The organism is Streptomyces sp. NPDC041135, from assembly GCF_055592085.1.
The window spans coordinates 179,010-201,023 of the sequence record NZ_JBVIYZ010000005.1 but is presented as its reverse complement, the minus strand read 5'-3'; the positions used below and the strand labels follow the sequence as shown (position 1 = coordinate 201,023).

Sequence of the window (22,014 nt, the reverse complement as noted above, 5' to 3'; positions counted from 1 at the left end):
CGGCCGGGGCGGCGCCGCCGTCCGCGACGCGGCCGTGACCGGGACCCTCACGCATGTGTCACAGCGTCAACGACCGGCCGTGGCCCTCCGGTTCCCGCAGCGGCGACCCCGATCGGCACCGGATCCGGAGCCGCGCCGTCCGGCCGGCGGACCGCGTGCTCCTCCGGCCCCGCTCGCGCCCCTGTCCGGGCGGACGTCCCCGCGCCGTCACCGCTCGTGGACGCGCACCGGGTCCCCGACCCGGATCGTGCCGCGCGCGAGGGGCACCAGGTTCTGCCCGAAGACGAGCTTCCCGGCGATCCTGCGGTGCCGGGCCAGGGTGCGCAGCGGCTCCCGGCCGCGCTCGGCGCTGCTCTGGTCGGTCGTGGTGACCACGCACCGCCCGCACATCTTGGCGACCCGGAAGTCGACCTCGCCGATGGAGACGCGGGTCCAGCGGTCCTCCGCCCAGGCGTCGGTGCCGGACACGACGACGTTGGGCCGGAACCGGTTCATGGGCAGCGAGCCCTCGCCGGGGTGGTCGCCCCGGGCGATCAGCTCGTTCAGCGCGTCGAGGGAGGCGAGCGTGGTGACCAGCAGCGGGTAGCCGTCGGCGAGACTGACCGTCTCACCGGGCAGCGCGTACGCGGGGTCGATGGGGCGGCGGGTGGCCGGATCGTCCAGGTGGACCAGGCGGACGTCCGCCTCCAGGTAAGCGCCGCACCAGTCGTGGGCGGCGCGCGCGGCCGGGACGGCCTCGACCTTCGTGCCGAAGACGTTCACCGGGACGGTACCGCCCGGCTCCGGGACGGACACCGTCAGCGGGGCCCGTCCGGGCGCGGACAGACGAAGGCCGCCGCCGGGCAGCAGCTCGGCGGCGGCCAGCGCCAGGCGCGGCTGTTCGCGTTGTGTGACGACCTTTCCCCCGTGGTCGACCAGTGCCCAGCGCCGGTCCCCGGCGAGCCCCCACGGCTCCACCTCGGCCTGACGGAGCGCGAGGCCCCGCAACGCCTTGACGGGATGGACGTGGATCGACTGCAGCGCGGCATTCCCCATGCCGCCATCGTGCCAGGTGGCGGCGGCGGCCGGAGGACCGGTCTAGTAACCGCGGTACTGCTGGTTGTTGTACGGGTCCTGGTAGGGCGCCGGCGCGGGCCGCGGGGCGGCCGGGCGCATCGCCTCGTACCCGTTGCCCGCCATCGGGCGCTGCGGCTGCTGGTGTGCCTGCGGCCCGGGGTAACCGCGCGGCGCGGAGGCCTGCTGCGGGATGTAGGCCGCGGGCGCCTGCTGCAGGGGCGCGGGCTGCTGCGCCTGCGGGTAGCCGTACATGGGAGCGTGCTGGGAGGGGCCCGAGGGGAGCGCGGGCAGCGCCGACGGCAGCGCGGGCAGGTGGTTGCCCGTGTCGTAGGCGGCGGGGACCCGGATCGGGGCGATCTGCGGGGTTCCCCGCTCGGCCACGAGGGAGTCGTAGATCGGAGTGTCCGGGAAGGAGGCGGAGTAATAGCCGCCACCATAAGTGGAGCGGGGGGAGGTCATGGCACATAAGTTAAGCCCACGATGTGCTGGTTGGGGAGACCGATAAGAGGGTTGTTTTCCGTGTCGGCAGTGGCCTGGCGTCCCCAATCCGAGCGAACTCGGCGAAAAGGGGCGCCGATCGGCGTACGGATCGGGTAAAAGCCGAGTTCCTGGGGGGTTACCGGCGGTTGAGCGGCGATCTCCCCGTCCGCTCGGCCGGCACCTCGCCGTGCCCGGGAACTGCCTGAACGGGTAGGAATGACCTAGGACCGCGCGCCGGCCGAGTCCGGCGCGAACACGACGCTTTGGGGGCGGACATGTCAATGCCGAAGGGATCGAACGCGCCGGTGCCCACGACGGCCCTGCGCGTCGAGTTGGGCTGGCGCTCCGGCCCCGGAGTGCCCGACGCGGACGCCTCGGCGCTGCTGCTGGTGGCCGGAAAGGTTCGCTCCGACGAGGACTTCGTCTTCTACAACCAGCCCGTCCACCCCTCCTCGGCGGTCCGCCACGAGGGAAAGCGGAACGCCGGCGGGCAGGTGACGGACACCCTGCTCGTGGACCTCGCGCGCGTGGAGGCCGCGATCGACCGGGTGGTGCTCGCCGCCTCCGCCGACGGCGGCTCCTTCGGCCAGGTGCCCGGCCTCTACATCGAGGTCGGCGACGCCGCGCGGGGCGAGGTGGTCGCCCGCTTCGACAGCCCCGGCGCGACGGTCGAGACCGCCTTCGTGCTCGGCGAGTTCTACCGCCGCCAGGGCGGCTGGAAGTTCCGCGCCGTCGGCCAGGGCTACGACAGCGGACTGGCGGGCCTCGCCACGGACTTCGGGATCACCGTCGACGAGCCCCGGCAGGCGGCCCGCACCACCCCCGCGGCCCCGCCGCCCGCCCCCACTGCGCCCCCGGTCACCGTGCCGCCCCCGGTCACCGTGCCGCCGCCCGTCCCGGCCGCTCCCATGACGCCGCCGCCCGTGCCGGCCGCACCGCCGGTGCGGCTGTCCAAGGTGACCCTCACCAAGGCGGCCCCCTCGGTCTCCCTGGCCAAGCAGGGCGGCACCTCCGGAGCGCTGCGGGTCAACCTCAACTGGCAGGTGCACCAGCAGTTCCCGGGCTGGGGCGGCCGCCGGGGCGGCGCGCGGCCGGACATCGACCTCGACCTGTGCGCCCTCTACGAACTCGCCGACGGCCGCAAGGGGGTCGTCCAGGCGCTCGGCAACTCCTTCGGCGCGCTGCACCGGCCGCCGTACATCCACCTCGACGGCGATGACCGCACCGGTGCCGTGGTGAGCGGGGAGAACCTCACCGTCAGCCTCGACCACACCCGCGACTTCCGGCGCATCCTCGTCTTCGTCACCATCTACGAGGGCGCCACCTCCTTCGCCGGCCTGCACGCCACCGTCACCCTCCAGCCCCAGCACGGCGCCCCGATCGACTTCTCGCTCGACGAGTGCACGGTCCCCTCGACGGTCTGCGCGCTCGCCCTGCTCACCAACACCGGCGGCGACCTGGTCGTCCGGCGCGAGGCGCGGTACCTGGTCCCGGAGCGCGGGGTGAGCCCGCAGCGGACCATGGACCGCGCCTACGGATGGGGCATGGACTGGACCCCCGGACGCAAGTGAGCACCGGGCTCAGCCCTCGTCGGGCACGGCCCCGGGACGCGCGTACGTACGGCCCTTCCACGCGGCCCCGCGCCCCTGGTAGTGCCGTACCGCCGAGTCGACCGTCATCAGGAGGTACAGCGACGCGGTGAACGGCAGCAGCGGCGCGAGCCACAGCGGCTGCCGGTAGTAGCGCAGCATCGGCACGTACGTCAGCGTCATCACCAGCCATGCCGCCGCACCGGCCGCCGCGGCCGCCGGGACGCCCAGTGCCGCGCCCGCGAGGACCGCGGCGGGCGGCACCAGGTAGACCAGCACCAGCCCGGCGACCGTGCCGAGCAGCAGCGGCGGGCTGTGCCGCAGCTGCGCGTAGGCGCTGCGCGCGACCATCCGCCACAGGTCGCTCAGGTGCGGGTACGGGCGCACGCTCTCGACGCCCTCGGCGAGGCCCAGCCAGACACGGCCCCCCGAGGCCTTCACCGCGCGCGCGAGCGCCACGTCGTCGATGACGGCGTGCCGGATCGCGTCCGGGACGCCCGCCCGGCGGGCGGCGTCCGCGCGCAGCAGCACGCAGCCGCCCGCGGCGGCCGCCGTCCGCGTCCCCTCGCGGCCGATCCGGCGGAACGGGTAGAGCTGCGCGAAGAAGTAGACGAACGCCGGGACGACGAGCCGCTCCCACAGGCTCTCCACCCGCAGCCGGGCCATCTGCGACACGGCGTCGAAGCCCCCGGATCCGGCCGCCGCGACCAGCCGGCGCAGGCTGTCCGGCGCGTGGGCGATGTCCGCGTCGGTCAGCAGCAGGTACTCCGGGTCGCCCGCGCCGGTCAGGGCGATGCCGTGCCGCACCGCCCAGAGCTTGCCCGTCCAGCCCGCCGGCGGCTCACCGGGGGAGGTGACGGTGAGCGGCAGCCCGCCGTGCCGCCGGGACAGTTCGCGGGCCAGCTCCCCGGTGCCGTCCGAGCTGCCGTCGTCGACCAGGACGACCTCCGCCCGCCCCGGATAGTCCTGCGCCAGCAGCGACGGCAGACTCGCGGGCAGCACCCCGGCCTCGTCCCGCGCCGGCACGACGACAGCCACCGCCGGCCACCGCGCCGGCTCGGCGAGCGGCGGCAGCCGTACGTCGGTGCGCCAGAAGAAGCCCTGGCACAGCAGCAGCCACAGCCAGGCGGCGAGGGACACGACGGCGATCCACACGAAGGCGCTCACGCGCGCAGTCTGCCCCACCGGACCGGCCCGGACGGGGCCATCGTCTATCGTGGCCGGGTGAAGATCGCGCTCATGGACTCCGGAATCGGCCTGCTGGCGGCGACCGCCGAGGTACGGCGCCTGCGGCCCGACGCGGATCTCGTCCTCTCCCTGGACCCCGACGGCATGCCCTGGGGGCCGCGCACCCCCGAGGACCTGACACGGCGGGCCCTGGCGGTCGCCGAGGCGGCCGCCGCCCACGACCCCCAGGCGCTGATCATCGGCTGCAACACGGCCACCGTCCACGCCCTGCCCGCCCTGCGCGCCCGGCTGGAGCCCGGCGTGCCGGTGATCGGCACCGTACCGGCGATCAAGCCGGCCGCGGCCGGCGGCGGGCCCTTCGCGATCTGGGCCACGCCCGCCACCACCGGCAGCCCCTACCAGCGCGGTCTCATCGACGACTTCGCCGGCGGCGTCCCGGTCACCGAGGTGCCCTGCTGGGGCCTGGCCGAAGCCGTCGAGCGCGCGGACGAGGCGGCCATCGACGCCGCCGTCGCCGCGGCGGCCGCGCTCACCCCGGACGACGTGACGACCGTCGTCCTCGGCTGCACCCACTACGAACTCGTGGCGGAACGTATCCGCGCCGCCGTGCAGCGGCCCGGCGCCACCCCGCTGGTCCTGCGCGGCTCCGCCGCCGCGGTGGCCGCCCAGGCCCTGCGCCGTATCGGGGAGCCGCCCGCCCCCGACGCGCCGGCCGAGGGCACGGTGACCGTGCTGCTCAGCGGACACGAGGGCGAGCTGCCCGCCCCCGCGCTGAGCTACGCCGAGGGCCGCCTGCTCCAGGCCGCCACCCCGGCCGGCTGAGCCCGCGCACCCGCGCCCGGTCCGCAAACGGCAGGCACGGGGGCCGAGGACCCGACGAGCGGCGGAGTCACGCTGTGCGAGCGCCTGCCCGCGCAGCGGAACCTGGGTAACCTCATAGGCATGAGGGACCATCCCCACCCCGAGGACTCCTCGCACCCCGACGTCTGGACCGGACGGGCCACCAACCGGGTCCAGTGGCTGCTGGCGCTGGTCGGCGCCGCCTGCATGGCGCTCGGCATCGAGCTGGCCGTGGACTCCGCCTGGACCTCCGGCGTCGCCCCGCTGGTCATGTCGGTCGTCGGCTGCATCGCCGCCGGTCTGCTGGTCCTCTTCGGCACCCTGGCCTTCGTCCACGTCGACCTCCGCCTGGACCGGGACTCCCTGGAGGTGCGCTGCGGCCACATCGGGCTGCCCCGGCGCCGCATCCCGCTCTCCGAGGTCGTCGGCGCCGAGTTCACCGCCCACGTCACCCCCTGCCACTGGGGCGGCTGGGGCTACCGCTGGCTCCCGGAGAAGGGCACCGCGGTCGTCGTCCGCCGCGGCGAGGGCATCGTCCTGCGGCTGTGGGACGGCCACACGTTCACCGTCACCGTCGACAACGCCGAGTCGGCGGTCACCGTCATCCGCTCCCGCCTGCGCACCACCGCGCCGGGCGGCGCGGCGTAGGGCCCCTCGCCCAGCACTCCGGCGGAGCGCTCAGCCGCGCCGGCGGTCGCCGGCCCACTCGCCCGCCGCCACCCACGGCCGGGCCGTCGCCCACCCCGCCAGCAGCCCCGCGCCCGCGGACACCGTGGTGAAGCTGAGCGCGTTGCCGACCGAGGCGACGGCGGCCAGGGCCGTGAGCGCCGCGCCCGCGGTCAGCGCGACCGGGGTGCAGCGGGGGGTGCGCCAGAGGGCGTACAGGACCCAGCAGAACGCGGCGGCCAGCAGGAGCACCCCGATCAGACCCTGCTCGGCCGCCTGCTGGAGCGTGGCGGAGTGCGGCCTGCCGTCGGGCAGGAGCGCCTGCCGGGCGGTGCCGCTCAGCTCGCCGAACCGGCCGGGGCCCACGCCCAGCGCGGGGTCGTGGCGCAGCAGGCCGAGGGCGTCGTGCCACAGCCGTACCCGCCGCGGGGTCAGCCCGTCGGACAGCGGCACGGTGGCGCCGGGCAGCGTGTCACCGGCGATCGCCCAGGTCACCCCGGTCACCACGGCCGCGGCCAGCGCCAGGCCCGCGAGGGCGGGGCCGCGCCGGCGGGTCCGGGCCGCGGCCAGCGAGCACAGCAGGACGGCGGAGGCGGTCACGCACCCGGCGGCCGAGCCCTCCGCGGCCGCGCTCACCACGATCGCGACGGCGCACAGCCGCAGGCCCAGCCGCAGCCCGGGCGAGGGCGTGGCCCAGGCCGCGCAGCAGACGGCGCCCGTCGCCAGGGCCAGCAGGGCGGCCGTGGCTCCGGCCGATCCGAGCGGCGCGGCGGACGGCGGCCCGGGCGCGAGGTGCGGCACGGCCACGGCCAGCCCGAGCCCGGCCGCGGCACCGGCACAGGGCGCGGCCACCGGCAGCAGCGCCCCCGAGATCCGGCCCGAGGCGTAGCCCGCGGCCACGGCGAGCACCGCGAGCAGCACGCCCTCCGGCCGGCCGTCGTGGGCCGCCGCGGTGATCAGGGACCACACGGCGCACGCGCCCAGGACCACCCCGCCCACCGCGTCGGAAACGTTTCGGCTGCCGCTGTCGCTGTCGCTGTCACTGTCCGCCGCCGCGCCGGCCACGGACACCATCTCCGTCGAGCCCACCCCGTCGCCCCTCGTACCCGGTCCCCCGACCTGTGGCAGACCCCGGCCGCCGGTGCCGCGAGCGGGCCGCACGACTGAGGCTCCGGCACACGGTAACGGCTGATGGCCGGTTTGTGGACGACTTGCGCAGAAACGGTGTGCGACTCCGGCCCGGCGCCACCCGGCCCGGCGGCCCGGCCGTACCGCTGCCGGGGCCCGGTGCGCGGGCCGGGACGGCGGCGGCCGAACTGTCAGCCCCGCAGGTGACCGCCGTACACTCCCCGGGTGACCGTCACCGCACCCCCCGTCGACCAGCCCGATCGGCTCCGGCCCGCTGCCACGCGCCCCGCGTGGGCCGGCCGGCTCCTGAGCCTGGTCCCGGCCGCTGCCTCCGCGCTCTGCGGAGTGCTGCTGTACGTGAGCTTCCCGCCGCGCACCCTGTGGTGGCTGGCGCTGCCCGCCTTCGCGGGCTTCGCGTGGGTGCTGCGCGGCCGCAGCTGGAAGGCGGCCCTCGGGCTCGGCTACCTGTTCGGGCTCGGCTTCCTGCTGCCGCTGCTGGTGTGGACGGGCGTGGAGGTCGGGCCCGTGCCCTGGATCGCCCTGGTGGTCATCGAGGCGGTCTTCGTGGCCGTGGCCGGCGTGGGGGTGCGCGCGGTGTCGAAGCTGCCGGCCTGGCCGGTGTGGGCGGCCGCGGTCTGGATCGCCGCGGAGGCGCTGCGCGCGCGCGTGCCGTTCGGCGGCTTCCCCTGGGGCAAGATCGCCTTCGGCCAGGCGGACGGCGTCTTCCTGCCCCTGGCCGCCGTCGGCGGCACCCCGGTGCTCGGGTTCGCCGTGGTGCTGTGCGGCTTCGGCCTGTACGAGGCCGGGCGCCTGATCGCCGAGGGGCGCCGCACCCGGGCCGTACGGCGGGGTGCTGCGGCCGCCGCGCTGCTGAGCGTGGCCGTCCCGGTGGCCGGGTCCTTCGCCGCCCGCGCGCTGGTCAGCGACCGGGCCGAGGACGGCACCGCCACCGTGGCGGTCGTCCAGGGCAACGTGCCGCGCTCCGGGCTGGAGTTCAACGCCCAGCGGCGGGCCGTGCTCGACTACCACGCGCGGGAGACCCGCAAGCTCGCCGCCGACATCAAGGCGGGCAAGGCGGCCCGCCCGGACTTCGTCCTCTGGCCGGAGAACTCCTCCGACATCGACCCCTTCGCCAACCCCGACGCCGCCCTCGTCATCGGCGACACGGCCAAGGCGATCGGCGTGCCGATCTCGGTCGGCGGTGTCGTGGAGAAGGACGGCCGGCTGCTGAACGAGCAGATCCTCTGGGACCCGGTCAAGGGGCCCGTGCAGACCTACGACAAGCGGCAGATCCAGCCGTTCGGCGAGTACCTCCCGCTGCGCTCGCTGATCGGCACGCTCAACGAGAACTGGACCGGCATGGTCCGCCAGGACTTCAGCCGCGGCCGCACACCCGGCGTGTTCCATGCCGACGGCACCCGGATCGGCCTGGCCACCTGCTACGAGGCCGCCTTCGACTGGGCCGTGCGCGACACCGTCACGCACGGGGCGCAGCTGATCTCCGTACCCAGCAACAACGCCACCTTCGACCGCAGCGAGATGACCTACCAGCAGCTCGCCATGTCCCGCATCCGGGCCGTCGAGCACAGCCGGACGGTGACCGTACCGGTCACCAGCGGGGTCAGCGCGATCATCCTGCCGGACGGGACGATCTCCCGGCGGACGGGCATGTTCGTGCCGGGTTACCTGGTGCAGAAGGTGCCGCTGCGCAGCTCCGAGACGCCCGCCACGCGGCTGGGCATCCTCCCGGAGATCGCCCTGGTGCTGGTCGCGGCGGGCGGCCTCGGCTGGGCGATCGGCGCCGGGATGCGCGGTCGGCGCGCCGGTGGCGTGTAGCCGCACGCCCACCGGGTCCTCCCGGACGCCTCCCGGACGCCCGCGGAGCGCGGGCGGCGGCCCGTTAGGGTCGGCGCATGGCGACTCCCGACTTCATCCGTACCGTCCGGGCCACGGCCGGCCACCAGCTGCTGTGGCTGCCGGGCGTCACCGCCGTCGTCTTCGACGACGAGGGCCGCGTGCTGCTGGGCCGCCGGACCGACACCCGCCGCTGGTCGGTGATCGGCGGCATCCCGGAGCCCGGCGAGCAGCCCGCCGCCTGCGCCGTACGGGAGGTCTTCGAGGAGACGGCCGTGCGCTGTGTCGCCGAGCGGGTCGTCCTCGTGCAGGCGCTGGAGCCCGTCACCTACCCCAACGCGGACGTCTGCCAGTACATGGACATCACCTTCCGCTGCCGGGCCGTGGGCGGTACGGCACGGGTCAACGACGACGAGTCGCTGGAGGTCGGGTGGTTCGCGGTGGACGCGCTGCCCGGGCTGAACGAGTTCGGCCTGTTCCGGATCAAGCAAGCCCTGTCGGATGCACCCACATGGTTCGACCCTACGACTGTCGGCTGAAGTGTGTGTGGGGACCATATGTGGGAGCCGCCCAGGGCGGCCTAGGGTCGCCCCATGACCTCGCCCAGTGACCTGCCCGGTCTCCCCACCGTCCCCCTGGACCTCGGCGGCCGTACCGCCCTCGTCACCGGTGCCGCCAGCGGCATCGGGCGCGCCTGCGCGCTGCGGCTCGCGGCCGCCGGGGCCAAGGTCAGAGCGGTCGACCGGGACGCGGCCGGCCTGGAGGAGACGGCCGAGCTGGCCGCACGGGCCGGGGACCCGGCGGGCGCGGTCGAACCGCACGTGCTGGACCTCACCGACCTGGACGCCGCGGAGCACGCCGCCGCGGGCACCGACGTCCTGGTCAACAACGCCGGACTGCAGCTGGTGCGGCCCCTCGAGCAGTTCCCGCCCGACGTCTTCCACACCGTGCTGACCGTGATGCTCGAGGCGCCCTTCCGGCTCATCCGCGGCGCCCTGCCCCACATGTACGGACAGCGCTGGGGCCGCATCGTCAACGTCTCCTCCGTGCACGGACTGCGCGCCTCTGCCTACAAGTCGGCCTATGTGGCCGCCAAACACGGTCTGGAGGGCCTGTCCAAGACCGCCGCGCTCGAGGGAGCACCCCACGGAGTGACCTCGAACTGTGTGAACCCGGCCTATGTGCGCACCCCGCTGGTCGAGAAGCAGCTCGCCGACCAGGCCCGGGCCCACGGCATCCCCGAGCGGCAGGTGCTCACCGAGGTCCTCCTCAAGGACAGCGCCGTCCAGCGGCTGATCGAACCCGAGGAGGTCGCCGAGGCCGTGGCCTACCTGTGCGGCCCGCACACGTCCTTCGTCACCGGCACCTCGCTGGTCCTCGACGGCGGATGGACGGCCCACTGAACGGCGCCCCGGCCGGAGCGCCGGGACTTTTCCACAGGCCCGGCCGGCCCGGCGGCCGATGCGTGATCCTGTGAGCATGTCCCGCGATCACGTGCACTCAGACACCGAGGCGCCCCAGGCCCCCGCGGCCGCCGGTGGCGCCGGGGCGCCGTACGTCCCCCCGGCCGGCGGCGGCGCCGAGGCGCCCTTCCTCGACCTGCTGGCCAGGGGCGCCGCCGCGGAGGCGTACGAGCAGCCGGTGCTGCTGGCCCGCGCCGACGGCCGCTCCGCCGAGCGGATCGCCGCGCTGGAACACGCCAAGCGGCTGGCGCTGCGGGTCCGCGCGGAGCTGGAGGGACGGCGGCGGCGCGAGGCCGAGCTGTCCGCCCTCTTCGAGACCGCGCACGACCTCGCCGGGCTGCGGGACCTGGACGCCGTGCTGCAGGCCATCGTGCAGCGCGCCCGCTCCCTGCTGCGCACGGACGTCGCCTACCTCAGCCTCAACGACCCCGCCCGGGGCGACACCTACATGCGGGTCACCGAGGGCTCGGTCGCGGCCCGCTTCCAGCAACTGCGCCTGGGCATGGGCGAGGGCCTGGGCGGCCTGGTCGCGCAGACCGCGCGGCCGTACGTCACGGACGACTACTTCCGCGACGACCGCTTCCAGCACACGCTCAGCATCGACACCGGCGTCCGGGACGAGGGCCTGGTCGCCATCCTCGGCGTGCCGCTGATGCTGGGGCCGCATGTCATCGGCGTGCTGTTCGCCGCCGACCGGCGGGCCCGGGTCTTCGAACGGGAGCAGATCGCGCTGCTCGGCTCGTTCGCCGCGCTCGCCGCGGCCGCCATCGACACCGCGAACCTCCTCACCGAGACCCGCTCGGCCCTGGCCGGCCTGGAGCGCGCCAACGAGATCATCCAGGACCGCAGCGCGGTCATCGAACGCGCCTCGGACGTCCACGACCGGCTCGCCGAACTCGTCCTGCGCGGCGGCGGCGTCCACGACGTGGCCGCCGCCGTGTCCGAGGTCCTCGACGGCCGTGTCGAGTTCACCGAGGTCCTCGACGCGGCCGCGGACGCCGGCGTGGTCACCGGCGCGGCCGGCGGCGCGGCCGGCGGCGCGCCCCCGGAGGCGCTGGAGGCCTCCCGCGCCGACGGGCACGCCGTCCGGCACGGCGACGACTGGATCGCGGCGGTGACCGCGGGCGGTGAACTGCTCGGCGCGCTCGTGCTGCGCGGCCACCCCGGCCTCGACCCCGTCGACCAGCGCACCCTGGAGCGTGCCGCGATGGTGACCTCCCTGCTGCTGCTCGCCCGCCGCTCCGCCGCCGAGGCCGAACAGCGCGTGCGCGGCGAGCTGCTGGACGACCTGCTCGACGTCCGCGACCGCGATCCCCGCCTGCTGCGGGAGCGGGCCGCCCGGCTGCGGGCCGACCTGGACGCCACCCACGTGGTGCTCGCCGCCCGCCTCGACGGCCCGGCGGCCGACGCCGAGGAGGAGGCCGCGGCCCGGCGCCGGCTGTGGTCCGCCGCCTCCCACCTGGCCGCCACCCGGCACGGCCTGGCCGCCGCCCGTGACGGCGGCACCGTCCTGATGCTGCCGCTCGGTGCCCGCGACACCGCAACGGACCTGGCCCGCCGCACCGCCCGCCAGCTCACCACGGCCGTCCACCAGCCCGTCACCGTCGGCGCCTCCGCCCCCGTCGCGGACCTCGCCGCCCACCCCCGCACCGTGGCCGCCGCCTATGCCGAGGGCCGCCGCTGCCTGGACGCGCTGCACCTGCTGGGCCGGTGCGGTGACGGCGCCGCCGCGGAGGACTTCGGCTTCCTCGGCCTGCTGCTGGCGGGCGAACGGGACGTCGCCGGCTTCGTGGACCGCACCATCGGCCCCGTCGTGGCCTACGACGAACGGCGCGGTACGGAGCTGCTGCGCACCCTGGACGCGTACTTCGCCTGCGGCATGAGTCCGGCCCGCACCAAGGAGGACCTGCACGTCCACGTGAACACCGTGGCGCAGCGGCTGGAGCGCGTGGGCCGCCTGCTCGGCGGCGACTGGCAGGAACCCGCTCGCGCCCTGGAGATCCAGCTCGCGCTGCGGCTGCACCGGCTGGCCGCACCGGAACGGCACCGACCCCCGCACGTGTGACCGTACGGGGGTCCGCCGGGACCGCGAACCGCTGCCGGGAACCGCGGCAGCGCGGGCGGGTCAGGCGGTGCGGGCCTCCTCGGCCGTGCTGGGGGCGGCCGCCCCGGGAGCCGCGTCCGCCACGTCGGCGAGGTCGCGGTGCCGGGTCTCCCGGGCCACCCCGACGGCGATCAGGGTCAGCACCGCGGCGCCGATCACGTACAGGGCGATCGGGGTGGAGCTGCCGTAGTCGGAGAGCAGCGCGGTCGCGATCAGCGGGGCCGGGGCACCGGCCGCCACCGAGGCGAACTGGGCGCCGATGGAGGCGCCGGAGTACCGCATCCGGGTCGCGAACATCTCGGAGAAGAAGGCGGCCTGGGGCGCGTACATGGCGCCGTGCAGCACCAGGCCGACGGTCACCGCCAGCACCAGCCGGCCGAACGTGCCGGCGTCGACGAGCGCGAAGAAGGGGAACATCCACAGGCCCACCCCGGCCGCGCCGAACAGGTAGACGGGCCGCCGTCCGACCCGGTCGGAGAGCGCGCCCCAGGCCGGGATCACGGCGAAGTGCACGGCGGAGCCGATCAGCACGGCGTTCAGCGCCGTCTGCTTGGAGACGCCGGCGGAGGTGGTGGCGTACACCAGGATGAACGCGGTGATGACGTAGTAGCTGATGTTCTCCGCCATCCGCGCGCCCATCGCGACCAGCACGTCACGCCAGTGGTGGCGCAGCACGGAGACCAGCGGCAGCTGCTCCGCCTCGTCGGTCGCCGAGGACCCGCGGCGGGCCTCGGAGCGCTCCAGCGCCTCCTTGAACACGGGTGATTCGTCGACGGAGAGCCGGATCCACAGACCCACCATCACGAGCACCCCGGAGAGCAGGAACGGTATCCGCCAGCCCCAGCTGCCGAACGCGTCGTCGGACAGCAGGGCGGTCAGCAGGGACAGCACACCGGTCGCCAGCAACTGCCCCGCGGGCGCCCCGGTCTGCGGCCACGACGCCCAGAACCCGCGGCGCCGCGCGTCCCCGTGCTCGCTCACCAGCAGCACGGCACCGCCCCACTCCCCGCCGAGCGCGAAACCCTGGACCAGCCGCAGGGTGGTCAGCAGTACCGGCGCGGCGCTGCCCACGGTGGCGTGCGTGGGCAGCAGCCCGATCGCGAACGTCGCCCCGCCCATCAGCAGCAGGCTCAGCACCAGCAGCTTCTTGCGGCCGAGCCGGTCGCCGTAGTGCCCGAACACCAGGGCGCCCAGCGGCCGGGCGGCGAACCCGACGGCGTAGGTCAGGAACGACAGCAGGGTGCCGACGAGCGGGTCGGAGCCCGGGAAGAACAGCTTGTTGAAGACGAGCGCGGCGGCGGAGCCGTACAGGAAGAAGTCGTACCACTCGATGGTGGTGCCGATGAGGCTGGCGGCGACGATACGGGGGAGGCTGGCGGGGGGTGGGGGAGCGGTGGTTCCGGAGGCCATGTGCGCCACTTCCTCGTGTGCGGTGGGGACGGGTACGTGTCGGCACACGGTAGGAAGCCGCACGTCAGGGGCACATGTGGTGGAGCACCATAGTTCGGCCGTTGGCTATGCGCGCGGCCACCATGCCAGCTCGCGGGAAAGGCGGTTCGGCGGGCTCGGGGATCGTTCGCTCGACGCCACCGAATGTTTCGCCGTGTGTAGCGAATCATGCGCAACTCATTGACACCGCCGAACGCCTCCCCAATCATCCCGAGTGCTCGACAGCTCGACCCACGTTCGTGATATCGAACATCCACCCACTCGAGGATGACGAGGTCCCCATGCGCCGACGAAGTTCCAGCCGCGGACGTCTGTCCACGGTGCTCGCCGCTGCCGTCACCGTCCTGGTCGCGCTGGCGGCGACGCTCGTCGCCGGCCCCGCCCAGGCGGCCACCAGCGGCGCCTTGCGCGGTGCCGGTTCCGGCCGGTGTCTCGATGTGCCGAACGCCGGCCAGACCGACGGCACGTACCTGCAGATCTGGGACTGCTCGGGCGGGACCAACCAGCAGTGGACGCTGACCGACAGCAACCAGCTGACGGTGTCCGGCAACAAGTGCCTGGACGTCCCGGGCCACGCCACCACGGCCGGCACCCGGGTGCAGACCTGGACCTGCAGCGGCGGTGCGAACCAGCAGTGGCGGGTGAACTCCGACGGCACGATCGTCGCCGTGGAGTCCGGGCTGTGCCTGGACGTGACGGGCTCCGGCACCGCCAACGGCACGGCGGTGGAGATCTGGACGTGCAACGGCGGCAGCAACCAGAAGTGGAGCGGCCTGTCGGGCACCGGGGGCGGCGGCACCTGCGCCCTTCCCTCGACGTACCGGTGGACCTCCACGGGTGTGCTGGCGCAGCCCGCGCACGGGTGGGTGGCGCTGAAGGACTACACCGACGTGGTCTACAACGGCAAGCACCTGGTCTACGCCTCGAACGTCTCGGGCTCGTCGTACGGCTCCATGGCGTTCGCACCCTTCACGAACTGGTCGGACATGGCGTCGGCCGGACAGACCGGGATGAGCCAGAGCGCCGTGGCGCCCACGCTGTTCTACTTCGCGCCCAAGAACATCTGGGTGCTGGCCTACCAGTGGGGTTCGACGGCCTTCAGCTACCGCACGTCGAGCGACCCCACCAACCCCAACGGCTGGTCCGCGCCGCAGCCGCTGTTCACCGGTTCCATCTCCGGCTCCGGCACCGGCCCGATCGACCAGACCCTGATCGGCGACGGCCAGAACATGTACCTCTTCTTCGCCGGGGACAACGGCAAGATCTACCGGGCGAGCATGCCGATCGGCAACTTCCCCGGCAATTTCGGCTCGTCGTACACGACGGTCATGAGCGACACGACGAACAACCTGTTCGAGGCGGTGCAGGTCTACAAGGTGCAGGGCCAGAACCAGTACCTGATGATCGTCGAGGCGATGGGCGCGAACGGGCGCTACTTCCGCTCGTTCACCGCGTCCAGCCTGAGCGGTTCGTGGACCCCGCAGGCCGCCAGCGAGAGCAACCCCTTCGCGGGCAAGGCCAACAGCGGCGCCACCTGGACCAACGACATCAGCCACGGTGACCTGGTCCGCAACAACCCCGACCAGACCATGACCGTCGACCCCTGCAACCTGCAATTCCTCTACCAGGGCAAGTCCCCGAACGCCAGCGGCAGTTACGACCAGCTGCCGTGGCGTCCGGGCGTCCTCACCCTGCAGCACTGAACCGGCCGCAGCACTGAGCCGGCCGCGCACCGGCCGCCCGCTCCGCCGAGGGGGTGGCCGGTGCGCCCGTCAGGCCGCCGGGTCCAGCACCCTGGGGAGCAACTGGTCGCCGATGCGGCCGATCTCCTCCTTGTACGGGGTGTCGGACAGGACGAAGTGCGTGATGCCGAGCGCGCGGTAGGCGCGCAGGGCGGCGGCGACGTCGTCGGCGGAGCCCACCAGCCAGGTGGTCGCCGCTCCGCCACCGCCGAACCTGCCCGGGGTGGTGTACAGGCAGGTGTCGAGCACCTCCCCGCGCTCGGCGAGTTCCAGCAGCCGCCGCTGTCCCACGGCCGTGCCGCGGTCCGCCGACCAGGTGGCACCCTCGCCGCCGGCGCCGGCCGCCATCTTCGCGACCCGCTCCTCGGCCGCGCGCCACGCCTCCTCGGTGGTGTCCCGCACCACGGTGGTGATCCGCAGTCCGAACTCCAGCGGCTCGTGCCGCCGCTCCACCTGCCGGCTCAGCGTCCTGAGGCGGTCGATGCGCTCGGCGAGCCCCTCCAGTGGCTCGCCCCAGAACAGCTGGACGTCGGCCTCGGCGGCCGACACCCGCTCGGCGGCCTCGGACGCGCCGCCGAAGTAGAGCGTGGGATGCGTGCGGGCGCCGGTGACGTACGGACGCGGCGCGACCGTGGAGCCGGTCACCCGGAAGTGCTCGCCGTGAAAGGTGACGTCCTCCTCCGTCCACAGCCGCCGCACCAGACGCAGGAACTCCTCGGTACGGGCGTACCGCCGCGCCGGGTCGGTGGTCGTGTCCCCGTACGCCGCCGGGTCGTCCAGCCCGGTGACGATGTTCACCAGGACGCGTCCGCGGCTGAGCTGGTCCAGTGTCGCCGCCGCGCTCGCGAAGTGGGCCGGCTGCCAGTAACCGGGGCGGACCGCGATCAGCGGCTTGAACGTCGTGGTCCGGGCCGCCAGCGCGGCGGCGACGGTGAACGTGTCCGGGCGCCCCCAGCCGGTGCCGAGCAGGGCGCCGCCCCAGCCGTGCCGCTCCGCGCTCAGGGCGAGGCCGGTCGAGTACTCGACCGACCCCCAGCCGGTGGTGGTGTCGTCGCCGCGGTGTCCCGGCTCGACCGTGTTGGGGATGTACCAGAGGAATTCGAGGCTCATCGTGCGTCCCGTCGCTGCTGTCGCTGCTGGGTGGGCCGGCGTCCCCGCCTGCCCGGCCGGTCACGGCGGGCAGCCGGGCGGGCCGGAGGTCGTCTTCGGTCGGCCGGCAGGCGCACCGGGATCACGTCTCCAGCAGTTCGCCCACCAGCGCGGCGACCTGCTCCACTTCGAGGAGGAAGCCGTCGTGGCCGTGGGGGGACGTGATCACGCGGAGCCCGTCCGCCGCGGGGATGCCGGCCGCCAGCTCGGCCTGCTGGTACAGGGGGTAGAGGCGGTCGGAGTCGACCCCCGCGACCAGCGTCCTGGCCGTCACCCGTCTCAGTGCGGCGCCGCTGCCGCCGCGGCCGCGCCCGATGTCGTGGCTGTTCATGGCGCGGGTCAGCGTCACGTAACTGCCCGCGTCGAAGCGGCGCACCAGCTTGCCGGCGTGGTGGTCGAGGTAGGACTCGACCTGGTAGCGGCCGCCGTCGAGGGGGTTCTGCGGGCCCTGCGGCGCGCGGCCGAAGCGGGCCCGCAGCTCCGGTTCGCTGCGGTAGGTGACGTGGGCGAGGCGGCGGGCCAGGCCGAGTCCCGCGTGCGGGCCGTGCCCGGGACCGGCGTCGTGATAGTCGCCGCCGCGCCAGTGCGGGTCGCTGCGGATGGCGTGCTGCTGGACGTCGGCCCAGGCGATCTGTTCCGCGCTCGCCGCGGCCGTCGTGGCGAGCAGCAGCAGCGCCCGGGTCCGCTCGGGACGCGACACGGCCCATTCCAGTGCGCGCATGCCGCCCATCGACCCGCCGGCGACCAGCGCCCAGTGCTCGATGCCGAGCGCGTCGGCCAGGCCGGCCTCCACCGCCACCTGGTCACGCTGGGTCAGGAACGGGAAGGCGCCGCCCCAGCGGCGTCCGCCGGGTGCGCGGGACGACGGGCCGGTGCTCCCCTGGCAGCCGCCGAGCACGTTCGGAGCCACGACGAACCAGCGGTCCGTGTCGAGCGCGCGCCCCGCGCCGACCAGCCCGTCCCACCAGCCGGGGGTGGGGTGGCCGGGTCCGGCGGGGCCGGCGACGTGACTGTCACCGGTCAGGGCGTGCAGCACCAGCACCGCGTTGGACCGGTCGGGTGCGAGCCGCCCCCACGTCTCGAACGCGAGCCGCACACCGGGGAGTTCACCGCCCGCCTCCAGCGCGAGCGGCCCGGGGTGCTCGTACCACTGGCGGCGCCCCGGCGGGTCCCCCTCCCGCCAGGCCCCGGAGGCCGGCGGGAGGGGGACCTCGGCGGGCGTGAGCACGGTGTTCAGGACGCGCCCTTCGCCGCGCGGAACCCCGCCTCCAGGTCGGCCTTGAGGTCCGCGAGGTTCTCGATGCCGACGGACAGGCGCACCAGGCCCGGGGAGGCGCCGGTGGCCGCGAGCTGCTCCTCGTCGAGCTGGCTGTGGGTCGTGGACGCCGGGTGGATGATGAGGCTGCGCACGTCACCGATGTTGGCGAGGTGGCTGAACAGCTCCACCGCGTCCACGAACCGCTTGCCGGCCTCGACACCGTCCCGCAGTTCGAAGGAGACCACGGCGCCCGCGCCCCGGGGCAGGTACTTCCGCCCCGCCTCGTACCACCTGCTGCTCGCCAGCCCCGGGTAGTGCACGGCGGCGACCTCGTCGCGCTGTTCCAGCCATTCGGCCAGGGCCTGGGCGTTGGCGGAGTGGCGTTCGATCCGCAGGCTGAGCGTCTCCACCCCTTGCAGCAGCAGGAAGGCGGAGTGCGGGGAGAGGGCCGGTCCCAGGTCGCGCAGCAGCTGTACCCGGAGCTTCACGGCGAACGCGCCCGGGCCGAGCGCGGGCCAGTACCGCAGCCCGTGATAGCTGGGGTCGGGCTCGCTGAAGTCCGGGAACCGCTCGGCGTGCGCCCCGAAGTCGAAGGTGCCGCCGTCGACGACCACGCCCGCGATGGCCGTGCCGTGCCCGCCGAGGAACTTGGTCGCCGAGTGGACCACGACGTCCGCCCCGTGCTCCAGGGGCCGCAGCAGATAGGGGGTCGGCACCGTGTTGTCCACGATCAGCGGCAGCCCGGCCGCGTGCGCCACGTCCGCGACCGCCCGCACGTCCAGGACGTTGCCGCGCGGGTTGCCGAGGGTTTCCGCGAACAGGGCCTTGGTGTTCGGCCGGATCGCCGCCCGCCAGGCCTCCGCGTCGTCCGGATCGTCCACGAACGACACCTCGATGCCGAACTTCGGCAGCGTGTGCCGGAACAGGTTGTACGTGCCGCCGTACAGGGAGGTGCTGGAGACGATGTGGTCGCCGGCGCTCGCCAGGGTCAGGATCGCCAGGGTCTCCGCCGCCTGCCCGGAGGACAGCGCCACCGCCGCGACGCCCCCTTCGAGCGCCGCGACGCGCTGCTCGAAGACGTCCTGGGTGGGGTTGTGGATGCGGGTGTAGATGTTGCCGGGCTCGGCCAGCGCGAACAGGTCGGCGGCGTGCTGGGTGTCGCGGAACACGAACGACGTCGTCTGGTAGATGGGCGTGGCCCGGGCACCGGTCGTCGGGTCGGGCACGGCGCCGGCGTGGATCTGCTTGGTCTCGAAGGACCACGCGGACGTGTCGGGACCGGCGGGCTCGTCCTCGGGGGTGTGTCCGGCGGTGACGGAGTCGACGGGCTGGCTCATGGTGGTGCTCCCTTGTGCGGAAAGCCGGAGTACGGAAAACCCGGAGTGCGGACGAACGGCGCCGCCGGGCAGCGGCATCGCGCAGATGCCGGGAGGCGGGCAGACGGTGAGGCGGGGTGGTGCGCGGCGCGGGCACGGGGAGGCCGGGCGCGCGGGAGGCGCGGCACCGCGAGGCCGGGCCGCACAAGGGCGGCCGTCAGCGCGGCGCGGTGAGGAAAGGGCTGGTCAGCAGCCGGAGTCGGGGCTCAGCTGACGGCCGGACAACACGTGGTGGTGACACGCACGTAGTCAACGTGGCGGCGGGTCACGAGCACGGTCATGGAGCCAGGTAACCACACGGAGGCGGCGGCGCACCAGCCTTACCGCCTTCGGTTCATCGACTGCTGCGGACGGCCGACGGCTTGGGGACCGCGGGCGGGGCGCCGGCCTCGGCGGGTCAGCTGTGGGACTCCGGGGCCGGCCGCGGGATCAGCGCGTGCACGACGCCGGCCACCACGGCGATGCCGACGCCGGTCAGGCACAGGGCGCGGGCGGTGACGTCGTGGTCGACCAGGATGCCGCCGAGGGCGGCGCCGAGCGCCTGGCCGAGGTAGATGCCGGAGGAGTTGAAGGAGATGACGACACTGGGCAGCGTCGGCACCAGCGCGGTCAGCCGGTGGTTGTTCGGGGTGGCCACCGCCCAGCCGGCGGCGCCGTTGAGCACCATGACGACGATCACCGGCACGATGGAGGTGCAGACCGTCAGCAGAGCGAGGGTGACGACGAGGAGGGCCACGGCGCAGGTGAGGGTGCGGGCCGCGCCCAGCCGGTCGGTGAGGTGACCGCTGCCGAAGGAGCCGAAGATGCCGCCGACGCCCCAGGCGAGCAGCGCGGCCGCGAGGGCGGTGCCGTGGATGCCGGCGATCTGCGCGAGCACGGTCGCGGTGTAGGTGTAGACCATGATGCCGGCGCCGCTGACCAGCAGCATGAACAGGGCCATGACCAGGACCCGGCGGTCGGCCAGGACCGCGAACCGCTGCGCCATGGGGACGGCCGGCGGGATCGGCAGGGCCGGCAGCACCAGCAGGACGCCGAGCAGCGCCGGCGCACCGACGGCGGCCACGAAGACGAGACTCGCCTCCCAGGAGACGTGCTGGCCGATGGCCGTGCCCACGGGGACGCCGAAGACGGTGCCGACGGTCAGGCCGCCGAGGATCACCGACAGCGCGCGGCCCCGGGCGGCGGGTCCGGCGAGCGCGGCCGCCGCGGCGGAGGCGTTCGGCGTGTACAGGGCCGCGCCGACACCCGCGACGACCCGCGCAGCCAGGAGTAAGGACAGGTTCGGCGCGGCGGCGGAGGCGAGGTTGGCGAGGACGAACAGGGCGAGCGCGACCGCCAGCAGGGGCTTGCGGGGCAGCCGGCTGGTCAGTACGGCCAGGAACGGTGCCGCCAGGCCGTAGGTCAGGGCGAACGCGGTGATGGTCTGTCCGGCGGCGCCGGTGGAGACGTGCAGCCCGCCGGCGATCTGGGGGAGGATGCCCGCCAGCACGAAGGAGTCCGTGCCCATGGCGAAGGAGCCGAGGGCGAGTACGGCGACGGGCCGTCCCCAGGAGGGCGAGGACGCCGGTACCGCGGTGGGGCTGTTCGCCCCCGTGGTGGTCGATTCGGTGGTCATACGAACGAGGGTGGCCCCGCGCGCGAGGGGGGTACAGAGGGCCAGTCATGCTGGTGTAATGACCACCAGGACACGGCCGTGAGGGGGATGGTTGGGTGGCCGGCATGCAGCGAGAGCTTCTGGCGGCGTTCCTGAGATCCCGGCGGGAGGCGCTCTCCCCGGCGGAGCTGGGACTGAACCCGGGCCCGCGCCGCCGCACCCCCGGACTGCGCCGCGAGGAGGTCGCCCAGCTCTCCGGCGTCAGCCTGACCTGGTACACCTGGCTGGAGCAGGGCCGCGACATCCGGGTCAGCCGGCAGGTCCTCGACGCCCTCGCCCAGACGCTCCGGCTCACCCCGGCCGAACGCCGGCACCTGTTCACCCTCGCGGAGACGGCGCTGCCCGCCGAGCCCGCGCAGCCGGCGGCGGTGAACCCGACCCTCCGCAAACTGGTGGCGACCCTCGACCCCAACCCGGCGCACGTGATCAACGACCGCTGGGACGTGCTGGCCGCCAACCGCGCCTACGCGTCCCTGGTGGGCGGCCTGGAACAGCTGCCGCCGGAGGAACGCAACAGCATCTGGCTGCTGTTCACCCGCCCGCAGATGCAGTCGCTGCTCGTCGACTGGCAGCACGAGGTGCGCGACATCCTCGGCCAGTTCCGCATCGCCGTCGGCCGCCACCCCGACGACCCGCGGACCACCGCGCTCATCGACACCCTGACCAGGTCCAGCAGCCAGTTCCGCGCGCTGTGGTCGGAGCATCCGGTGCGGGCGTTCCGGCCGACCATGAAGCGCTTCAGCCATCCGGCGACCGGGCGGCTGGACCTGGACTACGCCAAGCTGGACGTGGCGGAGGCGCCGGGCCAGCACCTGGTGGTGTTCATGCCCGCGTCCGAGGCGGACGAGCGGGCGCTGGCCCGGCTGGTCGCCGAGTCCCCGCAGGCGGCCCTGCCGTAGGGGCTTCCACCGCGCCCCGGCCTCCACCCCGCCCCGCGCTTCCGTCCCGGCCGGGACGGGGTGAGGCTGGAAGGTGACGGTGCCGTGGCCGTGCGCATCGCCGGGGCAGCCGAGCAACC

The 22,014-nt window shown here is 74.5% G+C and carries 18 protein-coding genes; 9 read left to right on the top strand and 9 right to left on the bottom strand.

Annotation, left to right across the window (positions count from 1 at the left end):
• Positions 1–207: 207 nt before the first annotated feature.
• Together ACZ6CZ_RS14440 and ACZ6CZ_RS14435 are read right to left on the bottom strand one after the other, a co-directional pair.
• Positions 208–1,035: an MOSC domain-containing protein gene (locus tag ACZ6CZ_RS14440; protein WP_469019614.1), complete on the bottom strand. Its 828-nt coding sequence runs from the start codon at positions 1,033–1,035 to the stop codon at positions 208–210.
• A 42-nt stretch (positions 1,036–1,077) separates the two neighbouring features.
• Positions 1,078–1,515 (bottom strand): DUF6643 family protein, encoded by a 438-nt coding sequence (locus ACZ6CZ_RS14435; RefSeq protein ID WP_469019611.1) that lies wholly within the window; start codon positions 1,513–1,515, stop codon positions 1,078–1,080.
• A 302-nt stretch (positions 1,516–1,817) separates the two neighbouring features.
• On the opposite strand from ACZ6CZ_RS14435, the gene ACZ6CZ_RS14430 reads away from it, so the two are divergent.
• Positions 1,818–3,107, top strand: coding sequence for a TerD family protein (locus tag ACZ6CZ_RS14430; protein WP_469019609.1), 1,290 nt, complete (start codon positions 1,818–1,820; stop codon positions 3,105–3,107).
• Between the two features lie 9 nt (positions 3,108–3,116).
• Here ACZ6CZ_RS14430 and ACZ6CZ_RS14425 read toward each other — a convergent pair whose 3' ends face one another.
• Positions 3,117–4,310, bottom strand: coding sequence for a glycosyltransferase (locus ACZ6CZ_RS14425; protein WP_469019607.1), 1,194 nt, complete (start codon positions 4,308–4,310; stop codon positions 3,117–3,119).
• A 39-nt stretch (positions 4,311–4,349) separates the two neighbouring features.
• On the opposite strand from ACZ6CZ_RS14425, the gene ACZ6CZ_RS14420 reads away from it, so the two are divergent.
• Both ACZ6CZ_RS14420 and ACZ6CZ_RS14415 read left to right on the top strand, forming a co-directional pair.
• Positions 4,350–5,135, top strand: coding sequence for a glutamate racemase (locus ACZ6CZ_RS14420; protein ID WP_469019604.1), 786 nt, complete (start codon positions 4,350–4,352; stop codon positions 5,133–5,135).
• Between the two features lie 120 nt (positions 5,136–5,255).
• Positions 5,256–5,801, top strand: a complete 546-nt coding sequence (locus ACZ6CZ_RS14415) for a hypothetical protein (RefSeq protein WP_469019602.1) — start codon at positions 5,256–5,258, stop codon at positions 5,799–5,801.
• Between the two features lie 30 nt (positions 5,802–5,831).
• Here ACZ6CZ_RS14415 and ACZ6CZ_RS14410 read toward each other — a convergent pair whose 3' ends face one another.
• Positions 5,832–6,908, bottom strand: coding sequence for an O-antigen ligase family protein (locus tag ACZ6CZ_RS14410; protein WP_469019600.1), 1,077 nt, complete (start codon positions 6,906–6,908; stop codon positions 5,832–5,834).
• A 264-nt stretch (positions 6,909–7,172) separates the two neighbouring features.
• On the opposite strand from ACZ6CZ_RS14410, the gene lnt reads away from it, so the two are divergent.
• The 4 genes from lnt (at position 7,173) to ACZ6CZ_RS14390 (ending at position 12,329) form a co-directional block, all read left to right on the top strand.
• Complete coding sequence (gene lnt / locus ACZ6CZ_RS14405; RefSeq protein WP_469019597.1) at positions 7,173–8,783, top strand: apolipoprotein N-acyltransferase; 1,611 nt, start codon at positions 7,173–7,175, stop codon at positions 8,781–8,783.
• Between the two features lie 77 nt (positions 8,784–8,860).
• Positions 8,861–9,340 (top strand): NUDIX hydrolase, encoded by a 480-nt coding sequence (locus ACZ6CZ_RS14400; RefSeq protein WP_469019595.1) that lies wholly within the window; start codon positions 8,861–8,863, stop codon positions 9,338–9,340.
• Positions 9,341–9,394: 54 nt separating this feature from the next.
• Positions 9,395–10,204, top strand: coding sequence for a 3-hydroxybutyrate dehydrogenase (locus tag ACZ6CZ_RS14395; RefSeq protein ID WP_469019593.1), 810 nt, complete (start codon positions 9,395–9,397; stop codon positions 10,202–10,204).
• Positions 10,205–10,280: 76 nt separating this feature from the next.
• Complete coding sequence (locus ACZ6CZ_RS14390) at positions 10,281–12,329, top strand: helix-turn-helix domain-containing protein (protein WP_469019590.1); 2,049 nt, start codon at positions 10,281–10,283, stop codon at positions 12,327–12,329.
• Between the two features lie 60 nt (positions 12,330–12,389).
• Here the strand turns inward: ACZ6CZ_RS14390 and ACZ6CZ_RS14385 are convergent, their stop codons facing one another.
• Positions 12,390–13,778 (bottom strand): MFS transporter, encoded by a 1,389-nt coding sequence (locus ACZ6CZ_RS14385; protein WP_469019585.1) that lies wholly within the window; start codon positions 13,776–13,778, stop codon positions 12,390–12,392.
• Between the two features lie 320 nt (positions 13,779–14,098).
• Between ACZ6CZ_RS14385 and ACZ6CZ_RS14380 the strand changes: the two genes are divergently transcribed.
• Positions 14,099–15,520 carry a non-reducing end alpha-L-arabinofuranosidase family hydrolase gene (locus ACZ6CZ_RS14380; RefSeq protein ID WP_469019582.1) on the top strand — a complete coding sequence of 474 codons (1,422 nt, stop codon included), beginning with the start codon at positions 14,099–14,101 and terminating at the stop codon, positions 15,518–15,520.
• Positions 15,521–15,589: 69 nt separating this feature from the next.
• On the opposite strand, the gene ACZ6CZ_RS14375 is transcribed toward ACZ6CZ_RS14380, so the two are convergent.
• The 4 genes from ACZ6CZ_RS14375 to ACZ6CZ_RS14360 form a co-directional block, all read right to left on the bottom strand.
• Positions 15,590–16,669 (bottom strand): LLM class flavin-dependent oxidoreductase, encoded by a 1,080-nt coding sequence (locus tag ACZ6CZ_RS14375; RefSeq protein WP_469019580.1) that lies wholly within the window; start codon positions 16,667–16,669, stop codon positions 15,590–15,592.
• Positions 16,670–16,790: 121 nt separating this feature from the next.
• The gene (metX, locus tag ACZ6CZ_RS14370; protein ID WP_469019577.1) at positions 16,791–17,936 is read right to left on the bottom strand and encodes a homoserine O-acetyltransferase MetX; all 1,146 of its coding nucleotides are present in this window, start codon (positions 17,934–17,936) and stop codon (positions 16,791–16,793) included.
• Between the two features lie 5 nt (positions 17,937–17,941).
• On the bottom strand, positions 17,942–19,303 hold the full coding sequence (locus tag ACZ6CZ_RS14365) for a bifunctional o-acetylhomoserine/o-acetylserine sulfhydrylase (protein ID WP_469019575.1): 1,362 nt from the start codon (positions 19,301–19,303) through the stop codon (positions 17,942–17,944).
• Positions 19,304–19,739: 436 nt separating this feature from the next.
• Positions 19,740–20,957: an MFS transporter gene (locus ACZ6CZ_RS14360; protein WP_469019573.1), complete on the bottom strand. Its 1,218-nt coding sequence runs from the start codon at positions 20,955–20,957 to the stop codon at positions 19,740–19,742.
• A gap of 104 nt (positions 20,958–21,061) precedes the next feature.
• Between ACZ6CZ_RS14360 and ACZ6CZ_RS14355 the strand changes: the two genes are divergently transcribed.
• Positions 21,062–21,895: a helix-turn-helix transcriptional regulator gene (locus ACZ6CZ_RS14355; protein WP_469019571.1), complete on the top strand. Its 834-nt coding sequence runs from the start codon at positions 21,062–21,064 to the stop codon at positions 21,893–21,895.
• Positions 21,896–22,014: the final 119 nt, after the last annotated feature.

Coding starts and splice junctions, on each gene's coding strand:
- ACZ6CZ_RS14400 (WP_469019595.1), top strand. CDS start 8,861: ATGGCGACTCCCGACTTCATCCGTACCGTCCGGGCCACGGCCGGCCAC.
- ACZ6CZ_RS14375 (WP_469019580.1), bottom strand. CDS start 16,669: ATGAGCCTCGAATTCCTCTGGTACATCCCCAACACGGTCGAGCCGGGA.
- ACZ6CZ_RS14360 (WP_469019573.1), bottom strand. CDS start 20,957: ATGACCACCGAATCGACCACCACGGGGGCGAACAGCCCCACCGCGGTA.
- ACZ6CZ_RS14435 (WP_469019611.1), bottom strand. CDS start 1,515: ATGACCTCCCCCCGCTCCACTTATGGTGGCGGCTATTACTCCGCCTCC.
- ACZ6CZ_RS14395 (WP_469019593.1), top strand. CDS start 9,395: ATGACCTCGCCCAGTGACCTGCCCGGTCTCCCCACCGTCCCCCTGGAC.
- ACZ6CZ_RS14440 (WP_469019614.1), bottom strand. CDS start 1,035: ATGGGGAATGCCGCGCTGCAGTCGATCCACGTCCATCCCGTCAAGGCG.
- ACZ6CZ_RS14385 (WP_469019585.1), bottom strand. CDS start 13,778: ATGGCCTCCGGAACCACCGCTCCCCCACCCCCCGCCAGCCTCCCCCGT.
- ACZ6CZ_RS14355 (WP_469019571.1), top strand. CDS start 21,062: ATGCAGCGAGAGCTTCTGGCGGCGTTCCTGAGATCCCGGCGGGAGGCG.
- ACZ6CZ_RS14390 (WP_469019590.1), top strand. CDS start 10,281: ATGTCCCGCGATCACGTGCACTCAGACACCGAGGCGCCCCAGGCCCCC.
- ACZ6CZ_RS14380 (WP_469019582.1), top strand. CDS start 14,099: ATGCGCCGACGAAGTTCCAGCCGCGGACGTCTGTCCACGGTGCTCGCC.
- ACZ6CZ_RS14415 (WP_469019602.1), top strand. CDS start 5,256: ATGAGGGACCATCCCCACCCCGAGGACTCCTCGCACCCCGACGTCTGG.
- ACZ6CZ_RS14430 (WP_469019609.1), top strand. CDS start 1,818: ATGCCGAAGGGATCGAACGCGCCGGTGCCCACGACGGCCCTGCGCGTC.
- ACZ6CZ_RS14365 (WP_469019575.1), bottom strand. CDS start 19,303: ATGAGCCAGCCCGTCGACTCCGTCACCGCCGGACACACCCCCGAGGAC.